Origin of the sequence: Vibrio sp. 10N.222.52.B7 (genome assembly GCF_041474275.1) — a bacterium.
Taxonomy (GTDB): Bacteria; Pseudomonadota; Gammaproteobacteria; order Enterobacterales; family Vibrionaceae; genus Vibrio; species Vibrio crassostreae_C.
In genome coordinates this window covers 190,571-208,473 of record NZ_JBFRTU010000006.1, presented here as the reverse complement: position 1 = coordinate 208,473, position 17,903 = coordinate 190,571, and the positions used below count along the sequence as shown (strand labels likewise).

Here is a 17,903-nt window from a genome sequence, read left to right as displayed (position 1 = left end):
AGACGTTACAAAAAAGGAAACCCCGTTTGGCTTTCACCAAACGGGGTCTATTCTTTTCGTAGCCATCCTGCTACTGCGCGTTACTTATCTTTCAATAGGTAACTGGTGCTCCCTGCATCGTTACTTGACGTGGCTAAATCCTTTAACCTATCCAATTCATCGCCGTCCTAGCGGTGTCCTTGCAAACTCATCATCCTGATAAGCGACTCTATCCTAGAGCATAACTTCCTTGCTGATAACTCATCCTAAGCCATCAAATCTTCATCCTGAAGATACCTAATCCGTTAGGCTTTTTCCTGTTCCTGCCAACTCCCTGTCGACATGTGTATTAAACACTGCAGAGGCTTTGCTCACAATCCTACCTAAGAAATAAATGTACCCACTGATCGAAATAAATATGCGTGGATTCATACAAAACAAGGGCTTGGGTTTGTATTTTAGGAATTTTCTGCGAAGCTTGATTGTGATCTCTTACGTTCGGTTTGAGAGATCTCTTACAAGTACTCGGGTGCGATTTTCATTTTATCTCGGCGGGTGTTGTCGAACAGATAACAAAGAACACTGAGTAAACACAAAATAATAGGGAAATATGATGGTTACAGCACTTTACGCAGCCTTGCTGACGATCGTAATGATTTGGTTAGCAATAGAGGTGATCAAGCAAAGGCGAATCAATCTTGTTGCTCATGCTGATGGCGGTGTCGAGTCGTTACAGATAGCACGTTCGGCACAAAGTAATGCTATGGATTACATCCCAATCACCGTTATTTTGATGGGATTGTTAGAGATGAATGGCGCCGGTGTGTGGCTGATTCATGTCATTGGTGTGGCGTTTATTCTGGGGCGTGTGATTCATGCGAAAGGGATCTTAGCGAAGAACTTCAAAGGTCGAAAAGTGGGTATGGTGTTAACGCTTATCTGCATGATCTCTTTGATTGTCCTAAACTTAGCTTACCTACCTTTTGATAAAATGTTCTAGGGAGCATTATGGCGTTGCGTCTTCCTCCTGCTTGGGCGATTGTCCTCGCAGGCTTGATACTCAACATCATGGCGATTGTCATGTCGAGCTTGGTGCTCGATAAAATTGAAGCTGAGAAAGCGGAGTACAACGATCGCAAATACGGCAATGTGTACTCAATACAGCTTGCTTGGAATACGATTGAAACCCTAGAGCGCAAGCGTGAAGCGATTTTGATTCACCTTGATAAACTAGAAACGGTGCAGCCGACCACGGTTCTCGACGAAGCACTGCGTGGGCAACTTAGGCGTTGGGTGAGTAGCGAAGTGCCAAGTATCTCTTTGGCTCACTTACCGAAACTGATGATGCTGATAAACAGTGCACAAGAAGCGCAACGAACTCGAATCGATGATTACTATTTGGATAACCTGACCTTGGTTGAGTTAATCCAAAGGCTTGATGAGAAAATGGCTTTCTATAAGAACATCGCCCTGTTTCTTCAAGTATTTGGCTTGGCGCTTATCTTAGCTCGCGACCTCGCTAGAAGACCTTAATCTTTAACCTTAATGCCTCCATTTACTTATCGACTTGTATCGTTAGCGAGACTCATTTGGCAGGTTAGGGTGCTGTTGGCCTTGGTACTTTGGTAACTGTTCTTTTAGCCCCTTAAACGTGCTCAGTGCACTGCCTATCGATAACTTGTTCATCAACCAATTTGGCAAGATGCCCCCTGCGTTCGCATACGCGGTGTAGGTGATGTAGGTATTGGCATTAGTCAGCGGTTGCAGTGTCCAAAGTGCGTCCACATCGTAGATTCGAATGTACCCCGACTCTTTCGCCAAATAGTTCGACGCATCCTTTATCGACAAAACAAACTGCCCACCCTCGATGCTGTATTTTGAGTAGGTCACCATGTCTCGATCTCTGGCAGGCCACGGTGCTTTGAATTGGGTATAGACGATGTTTTCATCTTCAGATATCTGCATCAACACACGGCTTTGCGATACATTATCTATCCAGTTTGGCACGTTCTCACTGTCTTCCAATAACAGTAAAAAACCGGAGTAAGTGGTGGGCGTTTGCATCTGTGCTCGTATTTCGACCAAGCCTTCGCTGTGTGGCCTTTTATCAATCATGATGCCATCTTCACTTTTGACGAACTGCCATGGGTTGGCATAAGTCAGTGTCGATAGGGCGCAGAGGCCGAGTACCAAAATCTTAGGTAATGTCATTATTCTTCCATAAAAAGAAAAGCTTATCTGCTAGGAGTATAGAATAGAAATGGACTTAGTAGGTGTTGCCAATCGCTTTGGGTTGGCCTCTTTGGGGAAAATCCCAATGAAAACGGAAGCGTTCGGTCGCTTCCGTTTTATTCTTGGGCAATGGATAAGCGCTGTAGGCTAGAGCTTATAGGCTTCTACGGTTTTGATGGTTGTCCAGTTGCTGTTGGCGTCTTGGATGAACTCTTGTGTATTCTCCAGCCAGCGTTTCTGAACCGATTTGTCTAAGTTCAGATACAACTTTCCATCTTCCACCTTCCAAGCGAGAGGGTCGGTTTCAAACTTCTTACCCATGGCTACTCCAAACGCGCAGTAACCGCCATATTGAGGGGCATAGGCTTCTGGATTGGCTCGAAATTCATCTCTGTTTTCACTGCTCGCAAAGTTATAGATCGCATTCTTATAGGTCGCTGTGAACTCAGATGTGCCTTTTACTGGACCTTTATTGGCAAAGTAAGCGACAGGATCATAGCCTTTAATTGCGAGGTTATTGCTGTCGACACTCATATCAAGGTCTGCTGCCATTAACGAAAAGCTGGTGCCTAGTAACGCGGCCATTAGAGTGATTTTTTGACTGGTCGATTTCATGTGTGACATATCAAGTTCCTTGTCAGTGTTGGTTATCTTGTTTGAAATAATTTAGCCCACTCGTCCGGTCTATAGAGGGACAAAAGAACTAAAAACTAAGCGAATCGTTCGGAGGATGCATGGATCTGCTTTCACAACTAATGGAACACTTCTCGATACGCACTGGCGTTTTCTATTCTGGAAACCTGTGTGGAGTATCGTCATTTAACGCGCAACAAGGTAAAGAGGGCCACCTTCATGTATTGAGCGCGGGGGAGTTGAGCTTGTCTAGCGCTCACACGGAACACAGGCATTTGTCGCAGCCTTGCATTGTTTATTTGCCGAAATGGCGTCACTGGCCGCGATGTCTCGTACTCAGTTTATTGAAGCGTTCAAACGGGAAGTGGGTGAAACGCCGGGAGATTATGTGCAAAAGTGGCGAGTCTCTGTTGCTCAATTTCTGTTATTGCAAAATAAGCCGATCAATTGGGTCGCTGATGAAGTGGGTTACAATAGCTATTCAGGATTCTCACGTGCTTTTCAACATGTTGCCGGAGTGTCGCCGCGCCTTTGGCTAAAGCAAAATGCGTCGTGAAGCGCTGGCCATCCCTACCTGCAATATGGCTATTAGCATGAGACTGGCCTATGTTTTAGCGGAAATTGAGCGTAGTTTGTTCATTTCTCGAATGACGGTGTAAAAAGGTGGACTTTATAAGCTTGTTGTAACATCCTGCCCGTCCTATTTTATCAGACATCAATGAGACGAAGTGCCTGCTGAACATTATTCAGCCTCCCGTATCTCATTAAAGCACTAAGGAGTTCCACTTGAACCTATTTGTAAGAGACCTTACCGTTATCGATTCTTCATACATCTGTGAACACAGAGGGGTCGTAGGAGATAGTTGGATTTTAGATGTCACCATGTCTGGTGAACTGAACGAAATGAGCATGGTGCTGGACTTTAGCCGAGTCAAAAAACAGATAAAAAACCTTGTTGATCAGCATGTTGATCACCGCTTACTGCTGCCAATGAAAAACGCTGCGATCGTGCATCAAGCAAGTAAACCGGGCTACGCTAAAGTGGATGTGTTGCGTGGTGACAAGAGTCTTCATCTACATTGCCCTGATGAAGCATATTGCCTCATTGATGCAGAAGCGATCACCATCGAGAGTGTGACCGCACACGTTTACAATATTCTTCGCGATAACCTACCAAGTAACGTCACAGGGTTAGAGATTACCCTTCGCCACGAGAACATTAATGGCGCGTTCTACCACTACACCCATGGTTTAAAAAAGCATGATGGCAACTGCCAACGCATCGCGCATGGTCACCGTTCTCCAGTAGAAATCGTGGTCGATGGTCAGCGTGACGGGCAACGTGAACAAGCATTTGCTCAGCGTTGGGAAGACATTTATTTAGGTTCTAAAGAAGACCAAGTTTCAGTTTCATCACTTAACCTGAGTGAAAACGCGAACAGTGTTAATGATGAAAGTCACTATGGCTTCCGCTACACCGCGCCACAAGGCGAATTTGAGCTAGCGATTGCTAAGAGTGAGACGGAAATTTTACCGACAGATACCACGGTGGAATTACTTGCTGGCTATATCGCGGATCAAGTTGAACCGAGCCTAGCAGAGAACCAATCACTACAAATCGTCGCTTATGAAGGTGTTGGCAAGGGCGCAATGGCGTTCCGATAACACTCCAGCGAGTGACACAGTCTCATTACTGACATGATGAAATAAAGGCAAGATAATCCGTTATCTTGCCTTTATTTTTTGTGACTCTTTAAAACTGATTTAGCTGATGATGTTAGGCACAAACACTAACGAAGCAGCACACGTCGCAGTGGTGTTTTTTCGATTCCAACAACCAACCCGAAGCTCAACAATACGGTGCCAAAAAATACCGTAACGTCTTTTGCCAATTCCGTAATGCCTAAAACTCCACAGACATTGAACAACACGATAATGATCAGCAAATGGCTGACGTAGATACCTAGCATGCGATTTGAAATGGCGCGAACCCAAGCGTAGTTACCCATGTTTGGATTTGCTAAAAGCCACATGAACACGCCCATCCCCCATAGCGCCGTGCCAAACAAGAAATCATTCATGTTGAATCCGACGTCGAACGTGGTGAGCCACGCCGCCTCAGCAAAGTGAATCAACATGCCTAACGCTAATAACGCCAGCGCTTTAGCGGATGACACCTTCCATTGATTCTGACGAATGAGGAAACCTAAGGTCACCATTAACGTGCTAAAGAACGGGCCATTACGCGTGAAGAAAGGTGCTTCTAACCCGGCTAGCGTTGCGTAGCTGCCCGCTAAAACACCATAAACGTAAAGTACAATGGCCGCTGGTAATAGCAGTTTGTCGAGTTTCATTTCGACTATCAAAGCAATGATCAAAACTGCACAAACCAGAGCGGGAATAAACCATAAATGAACCAATCCACCCTCTAAGAAAGAGTTAAGTGGCGTGTTCATTAAGAAACCCCAATAGCCTTGGCGCTCACCTAGGTAACCAAACTCTTCTACCTTCGCGAGGTTGAATGGCATCACTAAGCAAATGATGCTCCATGCTAACCAAACCTTAAGCAGTGGTTTAGAGTAATTAATGACGGTTTGCCACGGGGAGGCAGTCAGCTTGGGCTGAATAAGATAACCGGAAATTAGGAAAAACAGAGGTACCGCAAAACGAGCGGTTTGGTTGAGTACATAACCGATCCAAGGCACTTCATCTATTTGCCAATAAGTGAGTGCCATTTGACCGTGTAAACCAATGATCGCCAAGATAGCAATCACTCGACCCAACTCAATACTGGCGATGTGTTGTGAAGGCGTATGTTGAACGGAAGACATATCAGATCTCTAAGAAAATTTTCGTAGAATCTAACAGCCTTTTTATTGAATCAGTTAGCGCTAAATCAAGGGTTGCGACCTTTGTTTTAAGGCTTGTATTGATTATTTGAAGCCTGTCGCAGCTATATTAAATCCATTGCAGTAAGTACAAAAATACCGAGAGTACAAGTGATAAGAGAAACAACAGTAGTAAGCGCGATGATGTTAGCCGCCAGTGTTGAGTTTCCTCCCATCGCACGAGCCATAACGTAGCTTGCCGCTGCTGTTGGTGCTGCGCTCATCAAGAAGATAAGCCCGAGATCGAGCCCTTCAAATCCTAAGTACCCAGCCGCCAGTGTAATCAGTAACGGTGAGGCAATTAACTTGTAGCTAGAGGCGAACCACGTCGATAACTTTTCTTGTTTGAGCGAGCTGATGTCCAGCGACCCGCCAGTACAGAGCAGGGCTAAAGGTAATGTCATATTGGCAAAGTATTGCCCAGCGTCAGCCACCATTTTTGGAATAGGAATTGAAAGCGCATAGAAGACGACCGCTGAGAAAATAGCGATGATCAACGGGTTTTTGGTGATGGACTTGACGATTACTTTAATGGCTTTAGCGCCGGTGTCTTTGCCTTTGGGTGTCAGTGCAATCACAGCTTGAATGTTATACAGCACGGTTAGGGATGCGACATAGATAGCCGCCAATGCCACACCTTGGTTGCCATAGATATTAGCCACATAGGCGAGGCCGATGATCGCGGTATTAGCGCGGAATCCACCTTGGACAATCACACCTTGATCTTTCGAACCTTTGAATACCAACTTGGTTGAGAAAATCGTGAACAAGAAAAAGATAAAATTTGCGATGACGCCAAACGCCACTAACGCGCTACTGGCTGAAAAGTTGTGATTCGATTGAACAATGCTTAGAAATAGCATCGCGGGTAGAGTGACTTGAAATACGACCTTAGATGCGACATCAATGAAATTGTCATTGATTAAGCCGATTCGCTTGAGCATCACACCGAGAAACAGCATTAAACAGATAGGGCCTGTTACTGACGCCGAAAACGCAAACTGTTCCCAAAGTGTGTTCATTCTTTTTCCTTTGTTAGTCGATTTCAATTTCCTTTGAATACTGTCGCATTTTTCCACAATTCTTTGATAATACAAAATGAATACCAAGGGTTAAGTAAAAAACTTGAAAAAAAGTACGAACGTGCTAAAAAGAAAGCATCAGATTTATTATTGGTGAATAATGAGCAAAGGAAAGATAACCAAAGAGTATATTTTGAGCCATGCATTTGCACTTGCGAGTGAGAATGGTCTTGAAAGTTTGACGATTGGCGAATTAGCCAAGCAGTGTGGTATGTCTAAGAGTGGATTGTTTGCGCACTTCAACTCTAAAGAGAACCTGCAACTCTCTGTACTCGAATATTCCAACGCTATATTCACTGAAAGAGTCATCATTCCGGCGAGAGAGTTGGGCGACGGTGATATTGAAGCCAAGCTGAAACAACTGCTCGATAACTGGCTGGGCTGGAACCACTCGTTCCAAGGCAGCTGCATGTTTATTGATGCTTGGAAAGATGCAGGCAGCGAAACCTCTGTGATTCAGAAGGCACTGCAGAAAACCATTTCAGTGTGGATTGATTACTTGACGATTCAGGTAGCAAAAGCGGTTGAAAGCAAACAATTCAGAGCCGATTTAGACCCGAAACAGGCAACCTTCGAGTTGTACGGTCTCTACTTAAGTGCGAACTTGTTCTACTCATTACGGGGCCAACAAGCGAGCCACACTCATTTTTGGAGTGGTGTAGAGCGCTTGGTAGCCAGTTGGAAAGCGGTTTAATACATACAGCAGGTTAACCCGCAAATCATGTGAGTCTTGCTGAAGTAAGGTTTACAACAAAATTTTAGAGAAGTGGTGGTAAGCGATGATAAATCGCAGTAGCGCCATTTTTTATATCAACAAATAGCACGGTCGTTCGATTTTTAGGGCCGGGCTCGATCCGCCAATAATGATGGCGATACAAGGAACGGTCATGAGTGACAAAATCTATTTCAATACATCGAACAAATTCAGCTTCAAGCGTAGCTTGATTGGCGCTACAACCAATCTGCACTACATTTTAGCGCCGAGCCACGCAAAGAAAACGGCACGTAAACTGCTGCTCACTCCGATGCGTACCGAGCAAAAAAATGCCGATCCTCAAGGGCTTATTAAGAGTGAAATCAAAGGTCGTGATGGCGTTATCAAAACGTATTCTTTGGGTACTGGTCCAGTTTGGGTGCTTACCCACGGTTGGTCAGGCACCGCGAGTCAGTTTTTTCCTTTAATGGAACACATCGCCGCGAAAGGTTTTACGGCCTTGGCTTACGATCATCCTGCTCATGGTGGCAGTGATGGCGTACATGGTCATATCCCAGCGTTTGTGAATGGTTTGGAAGCTGTTCTAGATTCGGTGGGGGAAGTGGCAGGTTTGGTCGGTCACAGTATGGGTACCGCTTCTGCGTTGGAGTGTAAGCACGTTAAACTAGAAAACAAACCTTTGTTGCTCATTGCACCTGTGTTGGATTATCTAGAAAACCTATTTGGTAGCGTTGCGCGTTCTGGTTACTCAATGAAGTTGTTTGAGGCGGTCGTGGGTGAAGTGGAAGAGCAGTTTAACTACCCAATTCAGTCTGTTGATCCCTATGGAAAGCTAGCGCTTCGTGAGTCTCAGACGATCATTGTTCATGACGAGCAAGACAAGTTTACTAAGTTTGATGTGTCTCAGCGTGCTGCTAATGAAATGGGTCGCGTTACCTTGATTGCGACTCAAGGACAGGGTCACGGGCGAGTAATGAAGTGCCCACAAGTGTTCGAGAGCTTTGATAACTTAATTGGTTAACTTTAACTACTCAAACAACTAGAACGTGGGTTGAGAGAAAAAACACTAAAAAGGCCAACCAGATATGTTCTGGTTGGCCTTTGCTTTTAGTTGCTTAGTTAGCTTTAACTAATCTTGTCCTTAGTTAGCACAGCTTGCTGGGCCGATCTCTTTCCACACGCCCCATTGGCCTGTCGTTGTTGGATCTTCACCTGTTGTCCACCATTTCGCTTCCCAAACCTTACCGCCTTGAGTTACTTGGTCGCCGCCAGTGTAGACCGTACTTGAATCCCAAGCGTTAGTACACGTACCGCCGCCTGTGGTTTTCTTAAGAACGTTCACTGAAGTAGCCGCTACCGATGTATCAGTGCCATCGCTGACCGATACAGAGAAGTTCAGCGTCGTATCTTGCGTGTATTCCGCCGCGACAAAGCTCACTGAAGAACCTTGAATCGTTGCATCAATACCAGCAGGTACATCCCATGTGAAGATTAATGTGTCTTGGTCAGCATCGCTCGAAGCCGAAGCATCAACCACGACAACATCACCCGCACTTACTTCAGCCGGAGCCGAAACAACCGCGACCGGAGCTGTGTTTACTGGACCTGTGTCTTTAGGGCTTACTGTTACAACCACGGTGTCAGTTGCAGTCGCACCTTCATTATCAGTTACCGTTAGGCTGAACGTGAGTACTTCTTGTTGAGCGACTTCAACCACATCGAAGCTTGCAACTGCTGCATTAGCGTTGGCTAGTGTGACCGCAGCACCGCTTACTTGTGACCAAGCGTAGCTCGCAATTGTGCCGTCGCTGTCTTTTGAAGCGCTACCGTCTAGAGAAACAGAAGCTGGGCCTTCAACGGATTGGTCGGCACCTGCAGCTGCCGTAGGTTTGCGGTTGACAGGATCTGTTGTACCGCCAGCAAGACCTTCATGCATTGCATTCAGGATATCGCCGTTATCTGCATCAATTTCCCAAGAGAATAGACCTGCAAGACCAAGACTACGAACGTACGCGCCTTTTGCTTTTACCGAGCGGTCATCATCAAATGTGATTAGCTGACCTGAGGTGCGATTCCAAACGTAAGGCGCTTCTGCCATTTCGTCGTAGCCGTATTCGAAGCCATTGATCCCTTGGTTGTTCGCACCAAGCATGTTCGCCTTAATGCCTTTGTAGTCGATAACGCCATCTTCCCAGACACCTTGTGCAGAGCTGCCTTTCAGTTTGCCGTTACCAACACCTGTCATAGGGTCACTAGGATCTGAAAGTGATGATGGCAATACGCCTTCCCAACCACGACCGTACATCGCTGTACCAACAACAAGCTTGTTGGCTGGAACACCTTGCTCAAGAAGCAGTTGGATGCCGTTGTCTGTGGTGTAAGCAGGGCCAGTGTACGGTTCACCATTTTCATCAAGTCCTGTGCCATCACATTGGCCAGGGCGCATGAAGTTACCGCAGTTCAATGCTGTCTGGTGACCTAAAACGTTGTTCCAACCGCCGTAGAAGTCGTAAGTCATCGCAAAGATGTAATCCATGTATTGGATAGCATCTCCATAGTTCACGTCTTCAATTTTATCGTGGCCAACACCGATAGCTGATGTGAGTTCGTAAGTGCGACCATTTTCAGCTTCTAGCTCATCGAGCATCACGCGTAGTTCTGCCATGAGGGCTATGTAAGCAGGGCCATCGTTCACAGGGTCACCAAGATCAAGTGCAGCACCGCCGCCGCCAGGGAATTCCCAGTCGATATCCACACCGTCGTAGAATTTCCATGTGTTAAGGAACTTCTTAACTGATGCGACAAAGGTGTCACGGTTTGCTTTGGTTGTGAAATCGAAGAATGGGTCAGACAGTGTCCAGCCACCAATCGATGGGATGATCTTCAAATCAGGATTACGCTGTTTGAGCGCCATCATCATTGCGTAGTTACCCTTGATAGGTGAGCTGTACTCGTGACCCGCTTGAGGGAAGCTCTTCTGGAAAGCCGCCCAAGGGTCATGGATCACCACCTCGTAATCGTTAACGCCCTGACATGCCGTCATGAGTGCGTTGTAGCTGTTACCACCTACTGATTTAACTGATTCGTTCGGACCACAAATTGGGATGAAGCCATAAAGGATATGGGTCAAGTTGTCAGCGGGTAGGTTATCTACCGTGTAGTCACGACCATAAATACCCCATTCAACAAAGTAAGTACCTACTACCGTGTTTGGATCTGTGTTGTATGACTTGTTGTTTGGATCCACATTCATCGCAAGTGGCGCTAAGTGGGAGCCATCGGTATCTGCGATGGTGATTTTAGCGGGTGCGCTCTTGCTACAACCAGTTTCGTCACACGCTTCAATTTCCATATCGAATAAGCCGCCTTGGCCGTATTCGAATGAAGCCGTGGTTTGGCTGCCAGTGATTGGGCCGGTGGCTACTTTAACGCCATCAAAGTAGATGTTGTACGTGTTTCCTGACGTTCCGCTCCATTGGTTGAACTTGACGTCGACCTTTGCTTTATCGTGATATTTCACCATCTGGTTGTAGCCAGAGGTGGTTTCCATCGCGAGTTCAATTTTGGAAAATTGCAGGTTGTTGGAACCGTACATGTCGATGCTAGGTGCTGTTGGAGCAGCTAATGCTGTACCAGATAGCGCTAGAGCAATGCTCGCAGCACAGGTATTTATACGAATCATACTTTTTCTCTCATTCCTTGAAGGTTACGAGAACCAAATGGCCCCATAAAACGGCTCCAGTCAGTTTTGAAGGAGCTTCCCAGTCAGTATTCGAGAGAGTTTTAATTTTATAACTGAAAATAAATCCGTTTTCGATGGACAACTAAAAAATTGTATCTTGTTACAATTCTGTTGCTTAATGAGTGAGATGCTGAGTCCATGTTTTATAAAATAAAACATCCTTCAGTAGGAAAATCTCACAAGTGAAAATTCACGACATGAAGTTATGAAAAGGTGCGACAAACTATAAGAAAATACTGTGAATTGAAGCAGAATCACAAAGTGAAGTGTGTTGAGCGAGCGAGGCCAATCGACGAGTAGGCTAATGCTTCTGGAAGCAAGGAGAAGAGGAGGTTTATCTTTTGAATTGCTCAGCTAGGGAAGCACGTCGTTGTTGCATGACACTATGGGTATCACCAATTGCAGTATTTTCGTAGCCTTCTTTAACAAATTGCTGAGACGGTACGCTTGGCTCTAGTCGCTTCAAGCGAGGTGAATCATAGGTGCCGCTGATGGTGTAAACGGTGGTTCCAGATCCTGTGTTGATCGTGACAATCTTACCGTCAAAATCGAATGAGGTAGTGATAAGACGATGATTCATCATCACACCTTTGTCTGAAAATGTCAGGATATCGGTGTTGTAAGGTGGAGCCGCAATCTCTATCCATGTGCCATAGACATTACTTGGACTGACAGATTGCTGGTGGGCTTGGTAAGCAAAGTAGCCGGCGGTGAAGGCAACCATAAAGCCAGCTAATAGGAAGCCGTAGAGTAACGAGTTGGCAAATAGGTCTCTGCTTTTAGTCGGATTTTTTGCCATTATCTCTTCATTTTTCGACTGATATTGTCTTAGATTCTATTAACTAAAATCTTAGTTTGCAAAAATTGTTATAAGAGTTAGAAGCAGGATCGAATGTTCTAATAGATTTGATTGCGTTAGTGGTTTTTTAGCCTTGCTCCTCAATATTTACGTTATCAATGAAAGCGAATTCCAGAAATGCTTAAGCTATGCGTATTTATTTCTTGTAGGAAAGTCTCGAATTGGTTAAAACAATTATCACCTAAATTTACGCATAGGCTTACTCGGTGAGCTCAATAAGTGCAATTTGAAGATAACAAGGAAGTACAATGATTAAAGAAAATACATACTTTGAAGGTGGCGTTAAGTCGTTAGCGTTTAACCAGTCTGGTGCTGATGTGAGTGTTGGTGTCATGGCGGCTGGTGAGTACACGTTTGGTACTGCAGCTCCAGAAAAGATGACCGTTGTTAAAGGTGCTTTGATTGTAAAGCGTGTTGGCGATGATGATTGGACGACATACCAATCTGGTGAGTCTTTTGACGTTGCGGGTGACTCTTCATTCGACCTACAGGTAAAAGAAGCGACGGCTTACCTGTGTGAGTACTTGTAATCAGGTCTAAATTTGTTCAATCAGGGCATCGTTTGTCTCTGCTTGAATAGAAAAAACCACGCTCTAGGAGCGTGGTTAAATAAGTGATAGTAACCGGCAGTGGATAGTGTCACTTGTTTTTGTAGTCATCAAATGGATGACCAAATCGTTGTTCGTTGCAAAATCTCTTCAATCTTCAATCTTCAATCTTCAAAGCTCAAAGCTCAAAGCTCAAAGCTCATAGCCAAGACATCAGTAAGTCTCAAACACACCGTTGTTGTAGTCTTGAATTGTCTGTTCAATCTCTTCCATCGAGTTCATGACAAACGGACCATAGTGAACAACAGGTTCATTAATCGGTTCACCGGAAAAAATCAGTACCCCTGAATCTTCCAAGCTACCCAAAGACAGCAAGTCAGCTTTGGTAAGCAGGGCAAGTTGACCTTGGTTGATCACTTTGTCGCCGATCTTAATACTGCCTCGGTACACGTAAGTCATGGCATTATGATTAACATTAGTCCCTAACGTAACTTTTTGCCCAGAATGAGAGCGCCAATCCGCAACGCTTAACGGCACACCTGTTTTCTGTAATGGCCCCTGCGATCGTAAAGCCTCTGAACCATCGTCTGTTTGGTTGTGCAGTTCAAACCCTCCGGCAATCACTCTCAACAAACCACTTTGTTCACTTTGATGTTCCGCGATGCTTTCATTTTGGAAGTCGTGATATTGCGCTGGCTGCATTTTGTGTGCCGCAGGTTGGTTTATCCAAATCTGAAAACCATGCAGCGCGCCTTCTTCCATCATTGGCATTTCGCTGTGAATGACACCACGGCCTGCAGCCATCCACTGTGCGCCACCGCTGCGCAGCTCTCCAACATTCCCCATATGGTCTTTGTGTTGGAAATGACCTTGGAGCATGTAAGTGAGCGTTTCTATTCCACGGTGAGGGTGTGGAGGAAAGCCGCCAACATAGTCTTTGCTTTCATCCGATTTAAGTTCATCAATCATCAAAAATGGAGAGAAGCGCGTGTTATTAAAACCCGTAAGTCGTTGGATTTTGACACCATCACCGTCTGAGGTGGCATGCGCTGCAATCACATGATCTACTGCTCTTACATTCGTCATTTTGAAACCCTCATAAACTTGAATAGCTGTAGTTTATGTAATTTGATTTAAAAAGAAGATGGCACAGCGTTGAGTGACTTATTCGAAAATCTTGAACAGGTAACAATATGAAATTATGTCTATACTCAATAGAGAGTATATCGCCAAGGAGGCCGCTATGGCAGTTCAGCAAAAACATGGCGAAAGGCATGGTCGGATAGGTTTTGATAACGACTTTACAACGGAGCAAAGCCAGCGCTTTACAGAGGTTGCAAACAGCGCAGTTAAACGCCGCGTGAAAAAACGTGAGATAGAAGCGCCGTTTATTCAGTCAGCTAAGCAAGCCGCTTTTAAAACCGTGGTGAGGCGACCTAAAGGGAATAACCCAAACCGAACACGTCAAGTCATATGGATTATTATGATCGGGTTAGTGAGTCTTTGGCTTATGTACCTTGCAGGTTAGCAGCGCCGCTCCGTTATAGGAATGGCTAGCGTTGGCGCGTTTTTAATAGCGTAACATTGTTCCCTTCGATCTTCGCTTCAAAGCAATCTTCAAGTTCAGATGAATCCGGTGCTGAGCTAACAAGGCTCGTTGGTAGTTCTTCTATCAGGGTCGATACTGGGTTGTCGTGATAATAAGCATATCGGTTTTTTCCTGAATGCTTGGCAACATACATCGCTTTATCAGCACATCTCGTCAGCTCATGTAATTCTTGGGCATCTTGCGGATACAAAGCAACCCCAACACTTAACGTCAATTCCTTGATTCTCTCGTTTGTCTGGCAACCACTTTCGAACAGCCCGCAAATCCTATCTAAAATACCGTCTAGATCTTTACGAGAGGGTACATCGTAGAGCATCAGAACAAACTCGTCTCCAGCAAAGCGCGCGATGGAATAATCGTATTCATGGCTTTTTCTGTCTCTGGTTCGAATGTTGTTGCTCAAGCGATTGGCAAAATGCTGTAAGACACTGTCTCCCACATCGTGCCCGTAGCTGTCGTTAATGCCTTTAAAGTCATCTATATCCAAAAAGACCAATGCCGTAAGTGATCGCTCACTATCCACGGTGGCTAGTTTTTCTGTCGCCCAGCGTTCAAAGCTCCAACGGTTTGCCAAGCCGGTTAACTGATCTCTGTAAGCGAGATCTTCAATGCCTTCTTTATACAGGCGTTGAATATAACTGACGGCTTTTGTGTAGTAATAGGCGGATGTGTGGCACACCAAGCTCATGGTAAATAAGCTAAGGAAAAATCTGTGTGTGCTGTTAAATGGTAAAGAAAAATTGTTGGGCATTGCTGTAATCAAGGTGCTGATGAACAGGCAAAACGAGGTGCTGAAGATTATGCCAATTCTGAAATCATTAATGAAAATGACCGCGGCCAGAATTGGGTAGAGCCAGAGGATGCGATCTGGGATGGCGTGACTGTACAAGAATAGGATGACGCCCTGAACTAGAAGAACACCACTCAGAATCAATTCGGAATACTCAGGATTGATGACTTTTCTTACATATAAAGCGTTAGAAATGGCAATGATGGCGAAGCACAATTCGAATATTGACAGCGTGTAATGCTCGCCTTCGAAGTAAGCCCAAGTATAGAAAATGAATAACGCAGCGGCAGTCAGTGAAAAGGAGTGGACAATTTTTTGCTTGCGGGTGGATCGTATGTCCGCCATTTCTTCTAGGTGCCTGCCGACGAGCCTTTTCATGTGATCTGTGCCAAAGTTTTTGATAATGGTGTTAATAGTAGATTAAATAACAAGCTATGCAGAGGCTTAGATGTCTATTTAGTGTGACTACTATCAAGGTTTCATATGAAAGGCTGTTCAATCAATTCCAAATAGTGATGTATATCACCGATGGTGCTGGTCATCTCTAGAAGATTAGATTTAAGCATCAAACTTGTAACCGTTGTTTGATGTTTATCTACTTGCTTTCCAGAGAGTTACTCCACATAGTTTGTAAACGACCAAAATTAAGAAAGGCTCATTATGTTAATTACCTTTAGTTGTAAAGCTCATGCTAGTGTCACGATGTTTGGTGAAGTCGGCCTCCAGTTCATCAAGATGCTTGGGCATAGCGGCTCCATCCCAGGTGCTATGGATGCTTCAGAGGTTCCTCAAGCTCTGGATAATCTACGTGCTGCTATTGCAGCAGAGCAGAGCAAGTCCGTAGAGCATGAAAATACTGATGACGACAATGAAGAAGAGGTGGTTGAAGCGCCTGTTAATATCGGTAGTCGAGCGTTCCCACTGGTTGAATTATTAAAAGCTGCCATCAAAGATGAATGTGAAGTAATGTGGGAAGACGGTAGCGGCAAGCGACTGTAGTACGATTCACGCGAAACGTAACAAGCCTATTGAATCTATTTTAATCAGAATGAATGCTGAACCAGTATCGGACACACCATGACCATGGAGTTTTATGGTGATGAACCGATACTGGTGTTTTTTTAGTGAAGTAATCCACTCGTTTCTGTTTATTTACAAGGTTCGTCGGCCCTGAAATGAGTGACTTTTGTTATCGTAATATCAATCCATAACAGACCGTAAACAAAGTGATGCTGTTCACGCTTTCTTGACTCCCAATTCTGAACTAAGAATTTTTCCTAGTTATTCTAAGACCCTCTCTCATGCGGTCGATTTTTAGACTCCTTATTATTTCACGGTCAACTAACAAACAATGTATGGCCGCAATTATGCCGTGCAGACCTCACAAAAAATAAGAGAGTTCACAATGTTAAAGTTCCTAGATCAGGTTCGAAAACCGACGCTGGATCTTCCGGTCGAAACTAGAAGAAAAATGTGGTTTAAACCATTCCTACAATCTTACCTCGTCGTGTTCATTGGTTATCTAACCATGTATTTGATCCGTAAGAACTTCAATGTCGCGCAAAACGACATGATTTCTACTTATGGATTATCGATGACGGATCTAGGTCTTATCGGTCTGGGTTTCTCTATCACTTACGGTATCGGTAAAACCGTCGTTTCCTATTATGCCGATGGTAAAAACACCAAGCAGTTCCTGCCATTCATGCTTGTCCTTTCTGGTATCGCTATGTTGGGCTTCAGCTTCAGTATGGGCGGTGGCAGTGCTAGCTTATTCTTGATGGTTGCCTTCTATGCGTTGAGTGGTTTCTTCCAAAGTACCGGCGGTCCTTCAAGCTACTCGACCATCACTAAATGGACGCCTCGTAACAAGCGTGGTTCTTATTTAGGCCTTTGGAATATGTCGCACAACGTGGGTGGCGCAGGTGCCGCTGGTGTTGCTCTGTTCGGTGCTAACTACCTTTTTGATGGCAACGTGATCGGTATGTTCGTGTTCCCATCAATCATTGCGATTGTGGTTGGCTTTATTGGTATGCGCTTTGGTAATGACTCTCCAGAAGCCTATGGTCTAGGTACGGTTGAAGAGTTGTTTGATGAAGAAGTCAGCGAAGAAGATACGGCTGCTGAAGAAAATCAAATGACTAAGAAAGAGATCTTTGTTGAATACATCCTGAAAAACAAAGTGATCTGGTTGCTCTGCTTCGCGAATATCTTCTTATACATTGTTCGTATCGGTATCGATCAATGGTCTACCGTTTATGCGTATCAAGAGCTAGGTCTATCAAAAGAAACCGCGATTTCAGGCTTCACTCTGTTTGAGGTTGGTGCACTGGTCGGTACGTTAATGTGGGGTTATCTGTCAGACCTTGCGAACGGACGCCGTGCTTTGGTTGCTTGTGTATCGCTTGGCCTGATTATCGTTTCGCTAGAGTTCTACCAGCATGCAACCAGTGAGTTCATGTACCTAGCATCACTGTTTGTGCTTGGTTTCCTAGTATTTGGTCCTCAGTTGCTGATTGGTGTTGCTGCAGTAGGTTTCGTGCCTAAGAAAGCAATCAGCGTTGCGGATGGCGTGAAAGGTACATTTGCTTACTTAATTGGTGACAGCTTTGCCAAACTTGGCCTAGGTATGATTGCAGACGGCACACCTATTTTTGGCTTAACGGGTTGGAAAGGCACGTTCGCAGCGCTTGATACGTCAGCTGCCATTTGTATCGTGTTACTGCTATTCGTTGCGGTTGCGGAAGAGAAGAAGATTCGCCACGCTAAGAAAATACACTTAGCGTCTCAAAACGCGTAGCGAGTCTCACGTGCTTTATTGGTTTA

At 44.9% G+C, this 17,903-nt stretch carries 18 protein-coding genes and 1 pseudogene; 11 read left to right on the top strand and 8 right to left on the bottom strand.

Annotation, left to right across the window (positions count from 1 at the left end):
• Positions 1-592: 592 nt before the first annotated feature.
• Both AB4512_RS03385 and AB4512_RS03380 read left to right on the top strand, forming a co-directional pair.
• On the top strand, positions 593-979 hold the full coding sequence (locus tag AB4512_RS03385) for an MAPEG family protein (protein WP_017061526.1): 387 nt from the start codon (positions 593-595) through the stop codon (positions 977-979).
• An 8-nt stretch (positions 980-987) separates the two neighbouring features.
• Complete coding sequence (locus AB4512_RS03380) at positions 988-1,512, top strand: hypothetical protein (protein ID WP_017067247.1); 525 nt, start codon at positions 988-990, stop codon at positions 1,510-1,512.
• Between the two features lie 42 nt (positions 1,513-1,554).
• Here the strand turns inward: AB4512_RS03380 and AB4512_RS03375 are convergent, their stop codons facing one another.
• Complete coding sequence (locus tag AB4512_RS03375; protein ID WP_017067246.1) at positions 1,555-2,190, bottom strand: START domain-containing protein; 636 nt, start codon at positions 2,188-2,190, stop codon at positions 1,555-1,557.
• A gap of 49 nt (positions 2,191-2,239) precedes the next feature.
• Between AB4512_RS03375 and AB4512_RS03370 the strand changes: the two genes are divergently transcribed.
• Positions 2,240-2,362 carry a hypothetical protein gene (locus AB4512_RS03370; protein ID WP_017061529.1) on the top strand — a complete coding sequence of 41 codons (123 nt, stop codon included), beginning with the start codon at positions 2,240-2,242 and terminating at the stop codon, positions 2,360-2,362.
• Here AB4512_RS03370 and AB4512_RS03365 read toward each other — a convergent pair.
• Positions 2,359-2,835, bottom strand: a complete 477-nt coding sequence (locus AB4512_RS03365) for a YHS domain-containing (seleno)protein (protein ID WP_372174426.1) — start codon at positions 2,833-2,835, stop codon at positions 2,359-2,361. The two genes, AB4512_RS03370 and AB4512_RS03365, sit on opposite strands and share 4 nt — an antisense overlap.
• 110 nt (positions 2,836-2,945) lie before the next feature.
• Between AB4512_RS03365 and AB4512_RS03360 the strand changes: the two are divergent.
• Positions 2,946-3,400: pseudogene (locus AB4512_RS03360) on the top strand (helix-turn-helix domain-containing protein).
• 230 nt (positions 3,401-3,630) lie between these two features.
• Entirely contained in the window at positions 3,631-4,509 is an 879-nt protein-coding gene (locus AB4512_RS03355; protein ID WP_372174424.1) for a 6-pyruvoyl tetrahydropterin synthase family protein, read from the top strand.
• Positions 4,510-4,634: 125 nt separating this feature from the next.
• Here the strand turns inward: AB4512_RS03355 and AB4512_RS03350 are convergent, their stop codons facing one another.
• Positions 4,635-5,675, bottom strand: a complete 1,041-nt coding sequence (locus AB4512_RS03350; RefSeq protein WP_372174422.1) for an acyltransferase — start codon at positions 5,673-5,675, stop codon at positions 4,635-4,637.
• Between the two features lie 122 nt (positions 5,676-5,797).
• Positions 5,798-6,754 (bottom strand): AEC family transporter, encoded by a 957-nt coding sequence (locus AB4512_RS03345; RefSeq protein ID WP_372174420.1) that lies wholly within the window; start codon positions 6,752-6,754, stop codon positions 5,798-5,800.
• A 160-nt stretch (positions 6,755-6,914) separates the two neighbouring features.
• Here AB4512_RS03345 and AB4512_RS03340 point away from each other — a divergent pair, with 160 nt between their 5' ends.
• Positions 6,915-7,508: a TetR/AcrR family transcriptional regulator gene (locus AB4512_RS03340; RefSeq protein WP_004732750.1), complete on the top strand. Its 594-nt coding sequence runs from the start codon at positions 6,915-6,917 to the stop codon at positions 7,506-7,508.
• A 193-nt stretch (positions 7,509-7,701) separates the two neighbouring features.
• Complete coding sequence (locus AB4512_RS03335; protein WP_102398468.1) at positions 7,702-8,550, top strand: alpha/beta hydrolase; 849 nt, start codon at positions 7,702-7,704, stop codon at positions 8,548-8,550.
• A gap of 120 nt (positions 8,551-8,670) precedes the next feature.
• On the opposite strand, the gene AB4512_RS03330 is transcribed toward AB4512_RS03335, so the two are convergent.
• Positions 8,671-11,211, bottom strand: a complete 2,541-nt coding sequence (locus AB4512_RS03330) for a glycosyl hydrolase family 18 protein (RefSeq protein WP_372174418.1) — start codon at positions 11,209-11,211, stop codon at positions 8,671-8,673.
• 394 nt (positions 11,212-11,605) lie between these two features.
• The gene (locus tag AB4512_RS03325; RefSeq protein WP_102432103.1) at positions 11,606-12,070 is read right to left on the bottom strand and encodes a DUF2850 domain-containing protein; all 465 of its coding nucleotides are present in this window, start codon (positions 12,068-12,070) and stop codon (positions 11,606-11,608) included.
• Between the two features lie 308 nt (positions 12,071-12,378).
• Between AB4512_RS03325 and AB4512_RS03320 the strand changes: the two genes are divergently transcribed.
• Positions 12,379-12,660, top strand: coding sequence for a pyrimidine/purine nucleoside phosphorylase (locus AB4512_RS03320; protein ID WP_017057600.1), 282 nt, complete (start codon positions 12,379-12,381; stop codon positions 12,658-12,660).
• A 231-nt stretch (positions 12,661-12,891) separates the two neighbouring features.
• Here AB4512_RS03320 and AB4512_RS03315 read toward each other — a convergent pair whose 3' ends face one another.
• On the bottom strand, positions 12,892-13,764 hold the full coding sequence (locus AB4512_RS03315; RefSeq protein ID WP_372147731.1) for a pirin family protein: 873 nt from the start codon (positions 13,762-13,764) through the stop codon (positions 12,892-12,894).
• A gap of 157 nt (positions 13,765-13,921) precedes the next feature.
• Here AB4512_RS03315 and AB4512_RS03310 point away from each other — a divergent pair, with 157 nt between their 5' ends.
• Positions 13,922-14,206 carry a hypothetical protein gene (locus tag AB4512_RS03310; protein WP_017061541.1) on the top strand — a complete coding sequence of 95 codons (285 nt, stop codon included), beginning with the start codon at positions 13,922-13,924 and terminating at the stop codon, positions 14,204-14,206.
• Between the two features lie 25 nt (positions 14,207-14,231).
• On the opposite strand, the gene AB4512_RS03305 is transcribed toward AB4512_RS03310, so the two are convergent.
• Positions 14,232-15,422 carry a GGDEF domain-containing protein gene (locus AB4512_RS03305; RefSeq protein WP_372174434.1) on the bottom strand — a complete coding sequence of 397 codons (1,191 nt, stop codon included), beginning with the start codon at positions 15,420-15,422 and terminating at the stop codon, positions 14,232-14,234.
• A 315-nt stretch (positions 15,423-15,737) separates the two neighbouring features.
• Here AB4512_RS03305 and AB4512_RS03300 point away from each other — a divergent pair, with 315 nt between their 5' ends.
• Positions 15,738-16,076 (top strand): DUF1840 domain-containing protein, encoded by a 339-nt coding sequence (locus AB4512_RS03300; protein WP_017061543.1) that lies wholly within the window; start codon positions 15,738-15,740, stop codon positions 16,074-16,076.
• 406 nt (positions 16,077-16,482) lie between these two features.
• A complete protein-coding gene (gene uhpT / locus AB4512_RS03295; protein WP_017061544.1) occupies positions 16,483-17,877 on the top strand; it encodes a hexose-6-phosphate:phosphate antiporter in 1,395 nt (464 codons plus the stop codon).
• The last annotated feature ends 26 nt before the right edge of the window (positions 17,878-17,903 follow it).